Genomic DNA, 16,705 nt, shown 5'->3' on the forward strand with positions numbered 1-16,705 from the left:
TGTGACGGGGTCCGACCATGACCGAACCTGTGCTGATCGACTGGAATGAGGACAAGCGCTCTGAGTTCCGCAAGGGCGTGATGACCGCGCGTCACCGCCTGCATATGGCCCGAGAGTTCACTGAGGAAGCGCTGGCCGCCCTACTGGAGCGCCATCCGCGCGAGCTCACCGATATCTGCACCATGGGCGACGACCCGTCCGATTTTGACAGTTGGCGCGCGGGCTCGGCTCATAATCTGTCGGGCATGCAGCTGCTCGAGGCGGTGCGCGAGGGCAAGCTGTGGATCAATCTGCGTGAGGCGATGAATCGCGATGCGGTCTACAAGCCGCTGTTTGAGGGCCTGTTCGCCCAGCTGCGCCGTCTCAATCCGGGATACCGCCCGATCAGCGCCTATGGCGGCATTCTGATTTCCTCGCCCAAGGCCCAGGTCTTCTATCACGCCGACGTGTCCGAGACGCTGCTTCTCCACGTCAAGGGCGTCAAACGCTTCCGCATCTATCCTCCCCATGCGCCCTGGCTGCATGAGCCCTCCATGGAGGGCCTGCTGCACAAGGAAAAGACCGAGGACATGCCGTTTGATCCGGCCTGGGATGCAGACGCCGCCACCATGGATCTGACGCCGGGCAGCTTTGTGAGCTGGCCGCTGCACGCCCCGCACCGGGTGGAGAATGTGGAGGGGCTCAATGTCTCCATTACCTGCGAGGTGGTGACCAAGGCCTCGTTGATGCGGAATGCGGTGCTGCACGCCAATGGCGCCATGCGCCGAATGGGCCTCAAACCGCGCAGCACCAGCACTCAAGGCGTGCAGGCGCTGGCCAAGCTCGCTTTCTCCAAGGCCTGGAAGGCCGGGATGAAGATCGCCGGTCCGCGCAAGCCCATGCCCAAGAGCGAGGACACGTTCGAGGTGGATCTGGGCGCCGATACCGGCTATCGCGACCGCGCGGCGGCCTGACCTGTCGGGTTTGTAAGTGGAATGCCGCCTGCCTGCCTGTCATCGTGCCGTCACGATCAGGCAGAGGGTGTTCCCATGACCGCACGCTTTTCACTGACAGCTGCGCTGACGCTGACGCTGATCACCGTTGCCGGCGCGCACGCCCAGCTGCCCGATCCGCTGGAGACGGCGCTTTCGGCCACGGTCAGCGAGCGCACGCCCGCGCGCATGGCCCTGCGCTGGACGGTGGAAGGCGAGAGCGTCACCGTCGAACTGCTCCGGTCAGATGATGGCGCGCGCGAGTATGTGCTGCTTGAACCTGAGGAGGACGCTCTCAGCGACGGCCAGCGCGATGTCTGGGCCTCCATCCGGCGCGGGGGCCGTTCAGAACAGGCTGACGAGGACGGCGCGCCCCGGACCAGAATGAATGTCGGATCGGTGGATTTCAGCGACTTGCGAGCAGCGATCGGCGAACGCGCCACGCTGGAGCGTACGTTGGACGATGGCGGCAAGGTCTACAGTTTTGCGCCCCTGGCCCTGCCGGGCAGCGAGGACGCCAGCGCGGCCATGCTGCGGGCGCTGCGCGGCGAGGTGATTGTCGATCCTTCAAGCGCAGAGATCCGGGGCTTCAGGTTTTTCGCGGCGGAAAGCTTCAAGCCCAATGTCGCGGCGCGGCTGGACCGTTTCTCGATGAGGCAGGACTTCGTGCACGATCCTGACCTGGGCGGGCCGCGGTTTTCGGCTATGGAAATGAGCCTGGCCGGATCGGCGGCGTTCCGGCGCTTTGAGCAGTCCATGCGCATCGAACTGTTGTCCGTCGACTGGCGCGATGAAGGCGGCGCCGGGACCGGTCTTGGCCCGGCGGCGGACTCGCCCTAGATCAGTCTTATGCCGCTTCATCTGGTCAAGCTGTGCGTGGGCGCCGATTCCATTGAGGATCTGGAGGCCTGGCGCGACACCATCGCCCCGGACGGGCGTCCCATGGAGCATGTCACGCGCATGACCCCGAAGCGGGCGGCCGAGCTCTTGGACGGCGGCTCGCTCTACTGGGTGATCCGGCGGGTGATACAGGTGCGCCAGCGCATTGTGGATCTTGAGGAATTTACAGACGAGGACGGTGTGAAGCGCTGCGCGATCCGGCTTGATCCCGAGCTGGTGCGCACTGCCCCTTCGCCGCGCCGTCCCTTCCAGGGCTGGCGCTATCTCAAGGCCGAAGACGCGCCCGCCGACCTGTCGGTGCAGGCCGGCGGGGAGGACTTGCCGGACGATCTGCGCACGCAGCTGATCGAGATCGGCGCCTGGTAGAGGCGTGCGGCTCAGTGTTCGCGCCGGGCCGTGACGGTTTCGTTCCGGCCGGTGCGCAGCACCAGATCGCCCTCATCGGTGAGGTCGAACATCTGCACGTCCGAGAGCACTTCCAGAAGGCGTAATTCCTGCTCCATCACCCCGTCCTGGCTGCACGCCATCTGGGTGGAGGCCATCTGGGTGAGGGTGAGCATCTCGCCGGTGAGCTCATAGCCGCCCATGAAGCGGTTGCAGCCGCTGGCGCCGGAGACCCGGCCCTCGTCAAAGCGGATGGACAGCTCTCCTTCGCTCACGAAAGTCTCGCCTTCCAGCTCGCCCAGCGTCCAGTCGATGCCGGAGAACAGGGTTTCAGGATCGCCGCCGCAGCCCTGGAACGCGTCCTCGTCAGTCTGGGCCGAGACGGTGAAGGGATGGGGCATGCCGGTGGCTATGTCGCGGCAGACTGCGCGGGCGAACGCCACATGGGCCAGCCCGTCCGGGTCCTGCAGGTGCACGCCGCCGCTGGCGTCCTGACGGGCGCGGGTGGGGAAGCTCACGATCGGGTCGGTCTGGCGGTAAAGGGTAGTGGTCTCGGCCTCTACCCGCACATGCCAGTTGGGCTCATGGCCAAAACCCCTGAGCGGCAAAAGCCCAGCGATCTCATCCGGGAGCAGCGCGTCCGCCTGCGCTTCCGCCCCGGCGCCTTCACGCGCGGCCTCGTCAGCGGCTTCTTCTGCGGTCTCCTCCGGCGCCTGGCAGGCGGCGAGCAGGAGGGCGGCTGAGGCCGACGCGATCAGTATGGCGGCAAGTTTCATGGCGGCAGGTCCCCTCTACCGGTGAATGATATTGCTAACGCGTGGCGGTGATGGTGCGGCCGTCCGAGGCGGTCAGGGTCAGTCCCGTCCCGTCATCGCTGGCCTCATAGGACACGATCTGGCTGAGAATGGTCAGGAAAGCGCGCTCCTGCTCCATGCGGTCCTCGGCGCAGGCCATGCGCGTGGTCGCCAGCGCACCGAAGCTCAGCGTCATATCGTCGGCCTCATAGCCGCCATTGAAACGGTTGCAGCCCGCCGCCCCGGTCACCCCGTTGGGCAGGAAGGCGATGGTGGGCGCGGCGTCCTCGATGACGTCCGCGCCGTCAATGGCGGTGACGATCCATTCCGGCCCGGTCAGGGCGTCCGCCGCGCCGGCCTCCAGAACGGTTTCGGGCGCGGCGTCCAGGTCTTCGGATCCCGGCGCCGGGTCGGGCGCTCCGCAGGCGGCGATCATCAGGGCGGGCAGGGCGAAGGCCAAGGCGGTGCGGATCATGGGGTCGGGCTCCTGTCAGCGGCGCTTCCACAGCGCCTTTCGCCCATGATCCTAGCAGCCCTCACGGATTCGCGGGAGGGGTGTCAGCCAGACCCGTCCGCCGCATGGCGCAGCGGGCCCAGAGGCGCCACGCCGGACGGATTGATCATGTCATGGCTCTCGTAATAGTGGCGCTTGGCGTGCTCGAGATTGAATAGTCCCGCCACATCCTCATGGGCGTGCAGGCGCCGGGCATAGGCGGCCAGGTGCGGATAGTCGATCAGGCGTTTCAGATTGCATTTGAAATGGCCGTGATAGACCGGGTCAAAGCGCACCAGCGTCGTATAGAGCCGCCAGTCCGCCTCGGTGAGGGTTTCGCCTGTCAGATACGGCCCGCCCTGGGACAGGCGCGCTTCGAGCCAGTCCAGGCTCTCGAACAACGGCCCCACGGCCTCCTCATAGGCGCGCTGGCTGGTGGCGAAACCGGCCTTGTAGACCCCGTTATTGACCGTGTCATAGATGCGCGCGTTCAGCCCATCGATCTCCTCGCGCAGGGCCTCGGGGTAATAGTCGCCCGCCTTCGCGCCCACGCCGTCAAAGGCGGAATTGAACATGCGGATGATGTCCGCGCTCTCGTTGGAGACGATGGTTCCGGTCTGTTTGTCCCACAGCACCGGCACGGTGACCCGGCCTGAATAGTCCGGCGCGGCCGCCGTGTAGACCTCATGCATGTAACGCGCATTGTGGATGGGGTCGGGGATGACGCCGGGGCCGTCCTGGAACGTCCAGCCGTTCTCCTTCATCAGCCAGTGCACCACCGATAGCGAAATCATATCCTCCAGGCCTTTGAGGCGGCGGAAGATCAGCGTGCGGTGCGCCCAGGGACAGGCCAGCGACACATAGAGATGATAGCGCCCCGGCTCGGCCCTGAAGCCGCCCTTGCCTGCCGGGCCGGGCGCGCCGTCCGCGGTGATCCAGTTGCGGAACACGCTGTCCCAGCGCTCGAACTTTCCGCCCGTGCTTTCAGTGTCATACCATTCGTCTGTCCAGACGCCGTCGATGAGCCGGCCCATGGTCGGTCTCCTTGTGCAGCTTGCAGTGATTAGCGGTTCAGGCGCGTCAGAACCGGCCCTGCTGATAGTCCAGCATGGCCTGGCGCACCTCGCCCTCGGTGGTCATCACAAACGGGCCGGCCCATACGATGGGCTCGCCGATTGGATAGCCCGCCGCCAGCATGGCGCGCGCGCCTTCAGGCCCGGCCTCGATGCGCACGGCATCGCCGGGACCGTAAACGCCGAGCTGGGCTTCGCTCAGGCTTGCGCCGCCGGTGGTCACCGCGCCTGAATGCACGGCCACGAAAGCGGTCTTGCCCGCCGGGACCGGCTCTTCAAACACCGCGCCGGGCTCCATGCGCAGCTCGGCGTAGAAGGGCTCCACAGTGACATCGCGCACCGGCCCCTCCACGCCCGTGGAGGTGCGCCCGGTGACGATCTTGGCCGTCACGCCCTCGCGCGCGTCGGTCGGAATCTGGCCTTCGGCGAATTCCTGATAGCCGGGATCCTTCATCTTCTCGGCGCGCGGCAGATTCACCCAGAGCTGGAAGCCGCTCATCAGGCCATTGTCCTGCTCTGGCATTTCCGAATGGATGATGCCGCGCGCAGCCGTCATCCACTGCACCCCGCCCGGCCCGATCACGCCTTCATAGCCTTTATTGTCCTGATGGCGCATGCGCCCCTCGACCATATAGGTCACGGTCTCGAACCCCCGGTGGGGGTGGGGCGGGAAGCCGGCGATATAGTCGCCCGGATTGTCCGAATGGAATTTGTCGAGCATCAGGAACGGGTCCAGCACCCGCAGGTCGGGCGTGCCCAGAAGGCGCGTCAGCTTCACGCCCGCCCCGTCCGAGGCCGGCATGCCGCGCGTGGTCTTGATGATGGGACGCAGGCTCATGGCATTGGCTCCTGATTGTGTATGCTGGCTGTCAACATGGCCCTCCCGGCGCGATCTGGCGAGGGCGCCATCCGGCCAAACAGTGTTTCCCCGCGCGCAAAGAAACAGGCAGGCGCGGCGCGTGGCGCATGGACAATCGCCCTCATTGCGGGCTAACGCTCCCGCGCGCACAGCGATCAGCAGGACCGCCTTCATGACGAGCGACCCGTTTGTACTGGGCTGGGAGGAGTGGGCCGCATTTCCCGGCCTGGGCCTGCCCGCCATCAAGGCGAAGGTGGACACCGGCGCGCGCACCAGCGCGCTGCACGCCGTGGCGGTGGAGCCGTTCGGTCCGGAGGCGTCGCCCCAGGTGCGTTTCATCATGCACCCTGTTCCTGATCGCCCGGATCTGGAAATCACCTGCGCGGCCCCGGCGGTGGACCGGCGCGAGGTGATTTCCTCCAATGGCGAGAGCGAGTTGCGCTGGGTGATCCGGGCCGATGTGCGCATCGGCGGGCGCACCTGGCCCATCGAGGTCACGCTGACCAACCGGGAGACCATGCAATACCGCATGCTGCTGGGCCGTTCGGCGATCCTGGACGATATGGTGGTCAATCCCGGCCAGTCCTGTATGCAGGGCCAGCTTTCCTATGACCTGTATGGCGACGTGCCGCGCCGCCCGCCCGTGCCCCGGCCCTTGCGCATCGCCATTCTGACGCGCGAGCCGAAGAATTACTCGTCCCTGCGCCTGAAAGCGGCGGCCGAGGCGCGCGGCCATGTGGCCGAGATGATCAATACCGCGCGCGTGACCATGGCGATCAACACGCTGGCGCCGGCGGTGTATTATGACGGGCGCAAACTGCCGCGCTATGACGCGGTGATCCCGCGCATCGGCGCGTCCATGACCAATTACGGCATGGCGGTGCTGCGCCAGTTTGAAATGACCGGCGCCTATATCCTCAATTCGGCGTCGGCCATCGGCGCCAGCCGTGACAAGCTCTATGCCCACCAGTTGCTGGCGCGCGCCGGGATCGGCATGCCCACCACCGCCTTCGCCCACTCGCCCAAGGACACGCGCAATCTGATCGAGCATGTGGGCGGCGCGCCCCTGGTGGTGAAGCTCTTGGAAAGCACGCAAGGGCGCGGCGTGGTGCTGGCCGAGACCAGGAAGGCCGCCGAGAGCGTGATCGACGCCTTCCGGGGCCTGGACGCCAATTTCATCGTGCAGGAATTCGTCAAGGAGGCGGGCGGGGCGGACATTCGCTGCTTCGTTATCGGCGGCAAGGTGGTCGCGGCCATGAAGCGCCAGGCACAGGCCGGCGAGTTCCGCTCCAATCTGCACCGGGGCGGGGAGGCCGCGCCCGTGCGCATCACCCGCGACGAACGCAGCGCCGCCATCAAGGCGGCGCGCGCCATGGGTTTGGCGGTGGCGGGGGTGGATTTGCTGCGCTCGGAGACCGGGCCGAAAGTGCTGGAGGTCAATTCCTCGCCCGGCCTTGAGGGGATCGAGGCGACGTCAAAGAAGGACGTGGCGGGATTGATTATAGAACATCTCGAAACCCACGTGCGCACGGTCTCGGCGCGTCCTGCGAGACGAAGACCTAAGACTTCGGGCGCGTCTTAGGTCGTGTTTCAACCGCAAACGAGGTGCGGAAGGGGCTCGTTTAGTCGCAGGCGTCCGTCTCTCTAAGGGCGGGTGAAGCGGTCGCATCGCCCAAATGCACAACCGCGTCATAGTTCCTTATCGTCTCTGTACGCACCACTCCGGGTGTGCTGGCCGGTCCTCGATAGCGACCAGGGATATCATGTGTCTGGCAACGTGATCGTTGGCAGTTCCACGCCTGTCCTCCGGAAAAACGCTGCGCCACGCGCGTGATTGGCCGGCCATCATAGGCAGCGTCGACGAGGAGGCGCTCTCGAATGCGAGTCGGATGGGCGGCGCCGACATTAACAATAACTATTGCATGATCAGAAAGCGCTTTGGAGATGCGCTCGGTCATGGCTGCAGCACGGCTCTTGGCGTGCTGAGATAAACTGTGCGCCTCGCTCCGGCCCCAGCTGAGATCATGCGCTCCAAGCGTCAAACCATTCGCGCTCGAGCCTCGCATCTCGGCCAGATTGACCCACGCGCTCAATAGGGCGTGCGTGCCGCGACCATCCCGTGACCAGGCCCAGAATGGCTCCATGTGTTCGCACAGATGGGCCTGTGCTGCCTCGCGCCGGCCCGGCGTTGAATTGAGAATTTCGTCAAATTGACCCGGCGCTTCGAATAATACTGCAGTACGCAGATTCCGAGTGATTGCGGCACAAGCCAGATTGCTCAACAGAGCAGGACCCTCCTCAGTCCCGTGGAGCTCGCCGATAACGATTATGCCGCGGCCAAGGTCATCAATCAGGTGGTCGAAGCCAGGGACATCGCATTGTACGGATGCCGTTTCCACGCCTGCCAGCAGCACCATATGGGAGAAATATAGCGCAGCTATATAATTCATAGTTGTGTTCCGTGGTAAACAGTTATGCAACACTAACGTGTTTCTAGCACAGGCAATGACGCCCACGCGACAGCCGTCGCGTGGGCGTTCCAAAATACAAGGCCCCGCAGCTCGGGATGCAAGCTGCGGGGCCGGGACGTCAGGGCGCGAACAGGGGAGGACGCGCCCCGATAGCGTGCGCCTTACGGCAGGATTACCGCGTCGATGACGTGGATGACGCCGTTTGAGGCTTCGATGTCGGCAGAGATCACATTGGCGCCGTCCACGGTGACCGCACCGTCTTCGCCGATGACGACGGTGACGGTGGAGCCTTGCAGGGTCGGCAGCTCATACGTGCCCGCCGGGGTCTCGGCGGCCAGATAGCGGCCGGACACCACGTGATAGGTCAGAACCGCGGTGAGCTGGTCGCGATTGCCCTCTTCCAGAAGGCTTTCGACCGTGCCTTCGGGCAGGGCGTCGAACGCATCATTGGTGGGCGCGAAAACGGTGAACGGGCCTTCGCCGGCCAGGGCGTCAGCCAGATCCGCCGCCGTCACGGCCGCCACCAGGGTGGAGAAGGTGTCGTCGGCAGACGCGATTTCGACAATGGTCGGCTGGGCTTCAGCGCTATAGCCGTCGCCATGATGATCGGCAACGGCGGCGGCGCCGACCGCGCCAAAAGCCAGAACGGAAGAAGCAAGCAGGGTGGAGATACGCATGGGGAGCTCCTGTTTGGGTTGCTCTTGTCTGATCTCGACGCTGCGGGCGCCTCTGCGCCGCAACGGTTCTATTGCATATAGAACAGACAATAGTACGCGGCCCGGAAGCGTCCGGATCATGGCGAACTGCATTGGGCGCAAAACAGGGTGCTTTATCGGTCCGGGCGGGACGCGGCGCGGTTATCAATCAGACGGGTGGTTCCAACCCTCACCGCGGCGAGCACGCGGGTGGGCCGGTCCGCCGGTCCCGGACCCAGTATTTCAAGGGTCTGCGCACATCTGGCCGTGACATAATCCACCGCGTCGAACGTTTCATGCGCGGCTTTGAGCGCGGCGGCTTCCGCCTCCGCCACGGCGCGCCCTTCGGTCAGATCGCGGGCGAAGTCGTCCAGGATCACATTGAGCCGGGCGGCGCGCTGACGCTCTTGGCCCGAGAGATAGACATTGCGCGAGGACAGGGCGAGGCCGTCCGCCTCGCGCACCGTCTCGCCCGCCTCGATGGCGACCGGCAGGTCGAGATCGGCGGCCAGGCGCTTGATCACCAGATATTGCTGATAGTCCTTCTCCCCGAACACCGCCACGTCCGGGCTGACCTGGGTAAGCAGCTTGGTCACCACGGTGGCCACGCCGGCGAAGAAATGCGGGCGCGCCTCGCTTTCCAGCCCCAGGGCCGGGCCCTTGAGGCTGACCGTGGTGGAGAAGCCGTCGGGATACATGGCGCGCGCCGTGGGCGCGTAGAGCAGGTGGCAGCCCGCTTCAGCGAGCTTGGCGGCGTCAGCGTCGAGCGTGCGCGGATAGGCGTCGAAATCCTCGCCCGGCGCGAACTGGGCCGGATTCACGAACACGCTCGCTGCAACCCGGTCGCAGCGCGTAAGCGCCTGACGGACCAGGGCGATATGACCGGCGTGGAGCGCGCCCATGGTGGGTACGAAACCGATGCTGAACCCTTGCGCGCGCCAGCCGGCGATGACGGCGCGCAAGTCAGGGACGCTGTGAACGCTGGGCAGGGGCAAAATCACCGGCAAGGCTCCGTGCGGGCAGGAGGGTGAGCCAAGGCTAGCGCGTTTCCCGGGCACACGGGACTGGCCTTTCGCAGGCGCATCACGCCGGGGGCGCGCATTGCGCGCGACTCGGTGTAAGCGCATGTTTCATGATGCGATGGCTGATCCTTCTGCCGGCCCTGTGCCTTGGCGCCTGCTCGGCCCTGTCGGGCGCGGACGGGCGTGACGAGACGCGCGCCCAGGCGCTGGCGCGCCTGCTGGTGGAGACCGAGCGCAGCGCCCCGGACCGGGTGCGCGGCGCAGCGCCGGAAATGGCCGCGCTGGAGCGTGCGCTGAGCGCGCGGGCCAGGGCGGAGCACGCCGATGACGCCGGCCAGGATGATAGCGCGCTGATGCCTTACGACCCAACGGCGGGACTGGCTCCGGCGCCCGATCTGACGGGCGCGCGCTCGGTGCTGCACGCCATCCATCTGGCGTCCTATCGCGATCCGGCCCATGTGCGTGCGGGATGGCGGGCGTTGCGCGCCTCTCACGCTACGCTGGCCGGTCTGGAGGCGCGCGTGACGCCCGCCGATCTGGGCGAGCGCGGCGTGTATCTGCGCCTGAAAGCCGGCCCGTTCGACACAAGCCAAGCCGCCGCGCGCGCTTGCGCCGCGCTGCAGGCCGAGGGACTGTGGTGCCAGACGCTTGATTTCACGGGCGAGCCGGTCGCCCCTGACGGCGCATGACCCCTTCCCTGTGCGCCGGACTGGTGTATCCATGACGCCAGCCCGCAACAGGGTCGCCGCGCCATGAGCCATACCGACACCGCTGACCAGATCCGCACCGATGACGCCGCCCGCGCCGCGCCGCAGGGCGCTCATGTCATTGTCGTGGGCAATGAAAAGGGCGGGGCGGGCAAGTCCACCATCGCCATCCATCTGGCTGTGGCGCTGTTGCGCATGGGCAAGCGGGTGGGGGTGATCGATCTTGATCTGCGCCAGGCGACGCTGACGCGCTATCTGGAGAACCGTCGCCGCTGGGCGCACAAGCGCCAGGTCTCCCTGCCCATGCCGGTGGAGCGGCCCGTGCCGGCCTCGGCGTCGCGCAGCCTTGACGATGTCGAGGCCGAGGAGCGCGAGGCCTGGACGGCGGCGCTGGCCGAACTCTCGGGCGCGTGTGATTTCATCATCGTGGATGCGCCCGGCGGCGACACCCATTACGCGCGTCTGGCCCACGCCAGCGCAGACACCATTGTCACCCCGGTCAATGACAGTTTTGTCGATTTCGCCCTTCTGGCCGATGTGGACCCGGATACATTCGAGGTGGGCCGGCCCAGCGTCTACGCCGCCATGGTCTGGGAAAGCCGCAAGATGAAGGCGAAGGCCACACGGCGCACGATTGACTGGGTGGTGATGCGCAACCGGGTCTCCATGCTGGACGCCCACAACAAGCGCCGGGTGTGGGAGGGGCTCAAGAGCCTGTCCGAACGCATCGGCTTCCGCCTGGCGCCGGGCTTTTCAGAGCGCGTCATCTATCGCGAGCTGTTCCCGGCGGGGCTCACCCTCATTGATCTCACCGAAAGCGGATCGAGCGTGGCCTTCACCATGAGCCATGTGGCCGCGCGCCAGGAATTGCGCGAGCTGATCATTATCCTCAAACTGCCAGGCCTTGCCGGCGCGCGCATGCCGTTCTGAGCGGAGGGCTTTGGATGAGCCTGATCATGCCCCTTCTGGCCGCCGCCCTGGCGGTTGCGTTTCTGGCCTATGCGTTTTCGCGCATGAAAACGGCGCAGGCCGCCATGATGCTGCGCGTCTTGCTGGGACTGGTGGGCGTGGGCGCCGGGGTGGTGCTGACCGTGCGGGGCCTGGCCGTGGCGGGCATTCCGGTGCTGGCCGCAGGGCTGGGCCTTCTGGGCGCTTCGCTGCGTCCTGGTCAGGGCAGGGCGCAAGGACAAGGCCAGGACGGCGCGTCCCATGAGCAAACCCGCAGGCCCTCACGGCGCAGCACGATGACCCGGCGCGAGGCGGCGCAGATTCTCGGCGTCGCCGAAAACGCCTCCGCCGACGAGATCCGCCAGGCCCATCGCGAGCTGATGAAAAAACTCCACCCCGACGCCGGCGGATCCGGCCCCCTGGCCGCCCAGGTGCAGGAAGCAAGGGATGTGCTGCTGGGGCGGTGAGGGCTACTTCAACCGCGGCACCGCGATGCCCAGCGCCCCCGCTGGCGCGGGGCTTGGTTTGTACCGGTAGAGCTCGGCGGGGCGCCCGCCGGTGCGGCTTTCGAGCTGACCGGTGCCTTCCACGAAGCCGGCCCGGTCCAGGGCGCGGCGGAAATTCTGCTTGTGCAAGGCGAAGCCGGAGATGGATTCGGCAAGCTTTTGCAGGTGGGAGAGGGTGAACAGGTCCGGCGTCAGCTCAAACACGATGGGGCGGTATTTCACCTTGCCGCGCAGGCGCGACAGCGCGGTGGCGAGAATCCGCCGATGGTCGGAGGCCATGGCCTGGCCGGCCTGCACGCCGCCGGCCGGTTCGCCCCGGTCGCGTGCGGCTTCCGCCACCAGCCCCGCCTCGTAGAGCAGTTCATACCGGTCCAGCGCGCGCTCTTCATTCCAGGGCGCGCCGTCCAGGCCGAACGTGGCGCGCACGCGCTGCAGGCGCGCGGCGCGCCGCCCGGGTGCGGCGGCCTCGTCGGCCCATGAGCGCAAGGCCGGCTCGATCAGATCACTGAGCACGCCGGACCGGCCCTCGCGGTGATCCTCCCAGGGAAAGAAGCGCGTCAGCTCCACCCAGTGCGCTTCGGCGCTCTTGAGCGGGCGCGCTTCATGGGCAAGGCCCAGATATCCCACCGAAATGACGCGCGCGCCCTGGGCGCCGGCGAGTGCGGCCACCGGCGCCTCGCGGCCCATATCCCCGAAGGTGTAGAGCTGCTCCACATAGCCCAGTTCAAACCCGGTCTGGCCGCGCACCCATTCGCGCAGGCCGATCTCGAATGTGCGGTGGGCGTCCGGGTCGAACGGGCCGAAGGGCAGGGCGGCGTATTCGCCTTCCAGGCTCTCGGTGACCAGCACCTGCAGCTCGCCCTCGCCATCCGCGGCGAAGATCACCGCGTTGAGGCCGACCACCAGCCGGCCCTGTTTTTCGGGATCGATGGCCGGTTTCATCGCGCGCGCTCACGCTCGGCGCCGGACAGTAATTGCTCGAACCGGTCGAGGAATTGCGCCTGGGCCTTTGAGGGCGGCAGGGGGTCGATGGTCAGGCGCACGCCCGCAGGCGGACGCCCGAACAGCTTGCGGGCCTCTTCCGTGGTGAAGCCAGCGATCTGGGTGGCCTCGAAGAAGGCACAGGCCTTGTCGGCGCGCTTGATGACGGCCTTGACCCCGGCAGGCAGGACGGCGGGCAGTCCGTAGCGCATGTTCACCGCTCCCTCCAGCCGGGCCTCGACCACCTTGTAATCATAGCCCAGAGCAGCCTTGAAGGGCGAGATCATGTCGCCGATCACATATTCGGACGCGTCATGAAGGAGCGCGCCCAGGCGCCAGGCATAGGGCCAGTCCGGCTTCAGGCGCAGGCAGACGCGCTCCACGATCACCGAATGCTCGGCCACGGAAAAAGCGTGCTCGCCAAAGGTCTGCCCGTTCCAGCGCGCCACCCGCGCCAGGCCATGGGCGATATCGGTGATCTCGATATCCATGGGCGAGGGGTCCAAAAGGTCCAGCCTGCGTCCTGACAGCATGCGCTGCCAGGCGCGGGGCGGAGGGGAGGTGGAAGGCGCGCGCGTCAAAGGGTCTCGCTCCGGGTTATCGCTCTATGCGTTCCGTCCTATCGGGAAACAGCGTAAGTTCAAGAGAGGCTTGGCGCACAGCCGCCAGCACTGCTCCAAACGAAGGAGAGCCGAGATGAAATCCGAACGCCTTCTGGTCGCCCTTCAGGGTACCGAAGCTGACGCCGCCCCGCTTGACGCCGCCCTCAAGCTCGCCGCGATCTTCGACGCCGATCTGCGCGGGGTGTTCGTGGAGCCCGATCCGGCCGCCTATATGTTGTGGACCGGTCCGGGCGCTGCGGGCGCCTCGGTGGTCTCCACCGCGCTTGATGCAGTGCGCGAGGAGGCTGACGTCTACGCCAAGGCGGCCATGGAGCGGTTCAACACGGCTGTGGCCGCATCGGATCTGGCCGACGCGGCGAGCTTCCGGCGCATCACCGACAGCCCGGCCGAAGCCGCACAGCAGGCCCGGCTGGTGCGCCTGCTTGTGACCTGCCCCGAGGCGGCGGCGGGCAAGGGGCCGCTGGCTGATTTCACCACTGCCTGCCTGGTGGAAGAGGGCTGCCCGCTCTTTGTCCCGCGCGGCGGCGCGATCCCGGCGCGCAAGATCGCCGTGGCCTGGGACGGGTCGAAGGAAGCCGCTCGCGCCGCCTTCGCCGCCGCGCCGTTCTTCACCAAGGGTGTGGAGGTCTCCATCCTGCACAGCCCGAAAAACCTTGATTACAACGACCGCGCCGCGGCTGCGCCTAACCGGCTCGCCAACTGGCTGCGCCCGCGCGGGATCGAGGCCAAGGCCGTCGAGATCAAGCCTGACGGCTCGCTGGGGACGGCGCTGCTGGAGGCGAGCGAGGGCGCAGACCTCCTGGTGGCGGGCGCCTACGGCCAGTCGCGCATCGCCCAGTTCATTTTCGGCGGCGTCACACGCACGCTGCTGGGGGCCAAGGACGGCCCGTCGCTGCTGATTGCTCACTGAACGGCGCCCCACAGCCGTGCATGAGCGCTCCATTAGCGGGCGCCAGAGCGCTGCATTGCAACAAAATGTGCGCGGTACGCTGACAATTCATTTCTGACACGCTCCGCTTTGCTGCAATCGCGAAGGGGAGAGCAGCGATGGATGCAACAGGGTTTGCCGGCGGCGATGTGGCGTGGATCCTCACGGCCTCGGCCCTTGTGCTGATGATGACCGTGCCGGGTCTGGCGCTGTTCTATGGCGGCATGGTGCGGCGCACCAATGTCCTGTCCACCCTGATGCAGTCTCTGGGCGCTGCGGCGCTGGTCACCCTGACCTGGGTGATTGCCGGCTATTCCTTCGCCTTCGCCGGAGACGGCGCGTTGTTTGGCGGGTTCGACCGGCTGTTCCTGTCCGGCCTGACGCTGGACAGCGATGCGGACGGGATACCCGAGAGCGCCTTCATCCTGTTCCAGCTGACCTTCGCCATCATCACCGTGGCGATCATCGCCGGGGCGGCGGCCGAGCGCCTGCGCTTTTCGGCCTGGATGATCTTCGTGCCGGTCTGGCTGCTGGTGGTGTACGCGCCCATCGCCCACTGGGTCTGGGGCGGCGGGTTTCTCGATGAAGCCGGTGTGCTCGATTTCGCAGGCGGCGCGGTGGTTCATATCAATTCCGGCGTGGCGGGGCTTGTGCTGGCGCTCAAGCTCGGCCCCCGGCGCGGCTGGCCGCAGGAGGGAGCGCCGCCGCATAATCTTGTCCTGACCGTTATTGGCGCAGGACTGTTGTGGGTGGGCTGGTTCGGCTTCAATGGCGGCTCGGCGCTGGAGGCCAATGCCCTTGCGGCCCATGCGGCCCTGGTCACCCAGATCGCGGCGGCGTCTGCGGCGCTGGCCTGGGCGGGTCTGGAATGGGTGTTCCGGGGCAAGCCCAGCGTGCTGGGCGCGGCTTCGGGCGCGGTGGCGGGCTTGGTCGGCATTACCCCGGCGGCGGGCTATGTGGAGCCCTATGCCGCCTTCATCATCGGTGTTGCGACGGCGGCGGCAGCCTATTTCGCGGTGACCGGCCTCAAGCGGGCGCTCAAATACGATGACAGCCTGGATGCGTTCGGCCTGCATGGCGTGGGCGGGTTCGCCGGCGCGGTGCTGACAGGCGTGTTCGCTGCGACAGCCATTGGCGGCGCCTCGGGCGGGGTGGAAGGCAACTGGCTCGCGGTCTGGACCCAGACCTGGGGCGCGCTGGCGGCAGCCGCCTGGTGCGCCATCGCCACCTTCTCGATCCTGTGGGTACTCGAACGCTTCATGACATTGCGTGTGGACGCCGAGGACGAGGTCACCGGCCTCGACATCGCGCTGCATGGGGAGAGCGCCTGAGGCGCCCTCCCATACCGGTCCTCCCTGACTGGTCCCCGGCGGTTCGCCCGCCGGGGATTTTTTTTTAGGGGCGAGATCAAGCCCGTGCTTCAAGTCTGCAGCTTGCGGCCCTATTCTGGGGGTCACAAAAGACAGGCTGGAGGCCGTGGGGTTGGATAAGCCGGGCGCATCCCGTATCGCGGAGCCTCATATCCAGCAGGCTCTGGAGGGTATCCGCGAGAGGGCGTCGGGTCCGGCCCTGCCGGCGGCCATGTCCGTCACCCTCAATTTCCACCCCGACTGGGCCTATGAAGGCGAGAGCGTGCTGGCGCGTATCGCATCCGAGGGCGTTTACCGGTCCCAGTTCGAAACCGGGACCAGCAATGGCGGTTTGACCGCCTTTCAGGGCGGTGCGCGCTGGATGTGGGAGAGCCGCATCTTCTCCGGCGCCTACGATAGCGCGCCCGCGCCGCTGCGCCCGAAATACGGCGCCTTGAATGATCGCGGCTCGCCTTATGGCGGGTCGCCGCGCTTCGGATCGGCCCATTTCCGTGTGCGCGCTGAAGTCCTGGAGCGCACCACGTTCTGCTTTCCCGACAGCTATCTGGACCCGGTGGATTTCGGGGTGGCCGAGCGCATGGCTCTCATTGAGCTGAAGGCTGCGCAATTGGACAATCTCGAACCGCTCGACCGCTATATTGAAGCCCATGTGCACGGGCCGCTGGAGATCGGCGCGTCCATGGACGCCCTGGTCCTCGATCCCAGCTATCGGGGCACGCAGATTGAGGCCTTCGCCAACGCCCTGGCGTGTCCGGTCGAATGGCATCCGGGCTTCAGGCTGCCGGTTGACCGGTATGAGGACTGCGCCGCCTACCGGGGCCGGGAGGTGGCGGACCTGATCCCGGCGGTGGCGGAAAACGGCTGCATCACGCCGCGTCTGATCGGTCAGGCGCAAAACCGCGGCGTGGGGTCACCGCTTCTGCTCAAACGCCTGTGGCACTGCCTTGCCCATTTCGGCGCGCAAGGCGGGCTGTGACCGC

General features: G+C 66.6%; 19 protein-coding genes. 10 read left to right on the forward strand and 9 right to left on the reverse strand.

The window, feature by feature from the left end; all coding sequences use genetic code 11:
* The first annotated feature begins 17 nt into the window (after positions 1 to 17).
* The 3 genes from F1654_RS12900 to F1654_RS12910 all read left to right on the forward strand — a co-directional run bounded on the left by F1654_RS12900 (position 18) and on the right by F1654_RS12910 (position 2,237).
* A complete protein-coding gene (locus F1654_RS12900; protein WP_199200580.1) occupies positions 18 to 953 on the forward strand; it encodes a cupin domain-containing protein in 936 nt (311 codons plus the stop codon).
* 75 nt (positions 954 to 1,028) lie between these two features.
* Complete coding sequence (locus F1654_RS12905) at positions 1,029 to 1,811, forward strand: hypothetical protein (RefSeq protein WP_150023976.1); 783 nt, start codon at positions 1,029 to 1,031, stop codon at positions 1,809 to 1,811.
* A 9-nt stretch (positions 1,812 to 1,820) separates the two neighbouring features.
* A complete protein-coding gene (locus tag F1654_RS12910; RefSeq protein WP_150023977.1) occupies positions 1,821 to 2,237 on the forward strand; it encodes a DUF1489 family protein in 417 nt (138 codons plus the stop codon).
* An 11-nt stretch (positions 2,238 to 2,248) separates the two neighbouring features.
* Here F1654_RS12910 and F1654_RS12915 read toward each other — a convergent pair whose 3' ends face one another.
* The 4 genes from F1654_RS12915 to F1654_RS12930 form a co-directional block, all read right to left on the reverse strand.
* The gene (locus tag F1654_RS12915) at positions 2,249 to 3,031 is read right to left on the reverse strand and encodes an META domain-containing protein (protein WP_150023978.1); all 783 of its coding nucleotides are present in this window, start codon (positions 3,029 to 3,031) and stop codon (positions 2,249 to 2,251) included.
* A gap of 34 nt (positions 3,032 to 3,065) precedes the next feature.
* Complete coding sequence (locus F1654_RS12920) at positions 3,066 to 3,524, reverse strand: META domain-containing protein (RefSeq protein WP_150023979.1); 459 nt, start codon at positions 3,522 to 3,524, stop codon at positions 3,066 to 3,068.
* A gap of 83 nt (positions 3,525 to 3,607) precedes the next feature.
* Positions 3,608 to 4,576 carry a glutathione S-transferase family protein gene (locus tag F1654_RS12925; RefSeq protein ID WP_150023980.1) on the reverse strand — a complete coding sequence of 323 codons (969 nt, stop codon included), beginning with the start codon at positions 4,574 to 4,576 and terminating at the stop codon, positions 3,608 to 3,610.
* A 46-nt stretch (positions 4,577 to 4,622) separates the two neighbouring features.
* Complete coding sequence (locus F1654_RS12930; protein WP_150023981.1) at positions 4,623 to 5,453, reverse strand: pirin family protein; 831 nt, start codon at positions 5,451 to 5,453, stop codon at positions 4,623 to 4,625.
* A gap of 193 nt (positions 5,454 to 5,646) precedes the next feature.
* Here F1654_RS12930 and rimK point away from each other — a divergent pair, with 193 nt between their 5' ends.
* Positions 5,647 to 7,056, forward strand: a complete 1,410-nt coding sequence (gene rimK, locus F1654_RS12935) for a 30S ribosomal protein S6--L-glutamate ligase (RefSeq protein WP_150023982.1) — start codon at positions 5,647 to 5,649, stop codon at positions 7,054 to 7,056.
* A gap of 40 nt (positions 7,057 to 7,096) precedes the next feature.
* Here the strand turns inward: rimK and F1654_RS12940 are convergent, their stop codons facing one another.
* The 3 genes from F1654_RS12940 to panC form a co-directional block, all read right to left on the reverse strand.
* The gene (locus tag F1654_RS12940) at positions 7,097 to 7,924 is read right to left on the reverse strand and encodes a hypothetical protein (RefSeq protein WP_150023983.1); all 828 of its coding nucleotides are present in this window, start codon (positions 7,922 to 7,924) and stop codon (positions 7,097 to 7,099) included.
* A 182-nt stretch (positions 7,925 to 8,106) separates the two neighbouring features.
* Positions 8,107 to 8,622, reverse strand: a complete 516-nt coding sequence (locus tag F1654_RS12945) for a fasciclin domain-containing protein (RefSeq protein WP_150023984.1) — start codon at positions 8,620 to 8,622, stop codon at positions 8,107 to 8,109.
* Positions 8,623 to 8,774: 152 nt separating this feature from the next.
* Positions 8,775 to 9,635 (reverse strand): pantoate--beta-alanine ligase, encoded by an 861-nt coding sequence (gene panC, locus F1654_RS12950; RefSeq protein ID WP_408628267.1) that lies wholly within the window; start codon positions 9,633 to 9,635, stop codon positions 8,775 to 8,777.
* 137 nt (positions 9,636 to 9,772) lie between these two features.
* Here panC and F1654_RS12955 point away from each other — a divergent pair, with 137 nt between their 5' ends.
* The 3 genes from F1654_RS12955 to F1654_RS12965 all read left to right on the forward strand — a co-directional run bounded on the left by F1654_RS12955 (position 9,773) and on the right by F1654_RS12965 (position 11,784).
* Positions 9,773 to 10,351 (forward strand): SPOR domain-containing protein, encoded by a 579-nt coding sequence (locus F1654_RS12955; RefSeq protein ID WP_150023986.1) that lies wholly within the window; start codon positions 9,773 to 9,775, stop codon positions 10,349 to 10,351.
* Between the two features lie 63 nt (positions 10,352 to 10,414).
* The gene (locus tag F1654_RS12960; protein ID WP_150023987.1) at positions 10,415 to 11,299 is read left to right on the forward strand and encodes a division plane positioning ATPase MipZ; all 885 of its coding nucleotides are present in this window, start codon (positions 10,415 to 10,417) and stop codon (positions 11,297 to 11,299) included.
* Positions 11,300 to 11,313: 14 nt separating this feature from the next.
* Entirely contained in the window at positions 11,314 to 11,784 is a 471-nt protein-coding gene (locus F1654_RS12965; RefSeq protein ID WP_150023988.1) for a DnaJ domain-containing protein, read from the forward strand.
* A gap of 3 nt (positions 11,785 to 11,787) precedes the next feature.
* Here the strand turns inward: F1654_RS12965 and F1654_RS12970 are convergent, their stop codons facing one another.
* Together F1654_RS12970 and F1654_RS12975 are read right to left on the reverse strand one after the other, a co-directional pair.
* Positions 11,788 to 12,765 carry an NUDIX hydrolase gene (locus F1654_RS12970; RefSeq protein WP_150023989.1) on the reverse strand — a complete coding sequence of 326 codons (978 nt, stop codon included), beginning with the start codon at positions 12,763 to 12,765 and terminating at the stop codon, positions 11,788 to 11,790.
* The gene (locus tag F1654_RS12975; protein ID WP_150023990.1) at positions 12,762 to 13,337 is read right to left on the reverse strand and encodes an HD domain-containing protein; all 576 of its coding nucleotides are present in this window, start codon (positions 13,335 to 13,337) and stop codon (positions 12,762 to 12,764) included. The genes F1654_RS12970 and F1654_RS12975 overlap by 4 nt, the downstream gene beginning before the upstream one ends.
* A 163-nt stretch (positions 13,338 to 13,500) precedes the next feature.
* Between F1654_RS12975 and F1654_RS12980 the strand changes: the two genes are divergently transcribed.
* From F1654_RS12980 to F1654_RS12990, 3 genes are all read left to right on the forward strand, one after another.
* On the forward strand, positions 13,501 to 14,337 hold the full coding sequence (locus tag F1654_RS12980; protein ID WP_150023991.1) for a universal stress protein: 837 nt from the start codon (positions 13,501 to 13,503) through the stop codon (positions 14,335 to 14,337).
* A 137-nt stretch (positions 14,338 to 14,474) separates the two neighbouring features.
* Positions 14,475 to 15,686, forward strand: coding sequence for an ammonium transporter (locus F1654_RS12985; RefSeq protein ID WP_150023992.1), 1,212 nt, complete (start codon positions 14,475 to 14,477; stop codon positions 15,684 to 15,686).
* Positions 15,687 to 15,831: 145 nt separating this feature from the next.
* Positions 15,832 to 16,701 carry a DUF3626 domain-containing protein gene (locus F1654_RS12990; protein WP_233205298.1) on the forward strand — a complete coding sequence of 290 codons (870 nt, stop codon included), beginning with the start codon at positions 15,832 to 15,834 and terminating at the stop codon, positions 16,699 to 16,701.
* Positions 16,702 to 16,705: the final 4 nt, after the last annotated feature.

This window comes from Alkalicaulis satelles (assembly GCF_008630495.1).
Classification (GTDB): domain Bacteria; phylum Pseudomonadota; class Alphaproteobacteria; order Caulobacterales; family Maricaulaceae; genus Oceanicaulis; species Oceanicaulis satelles.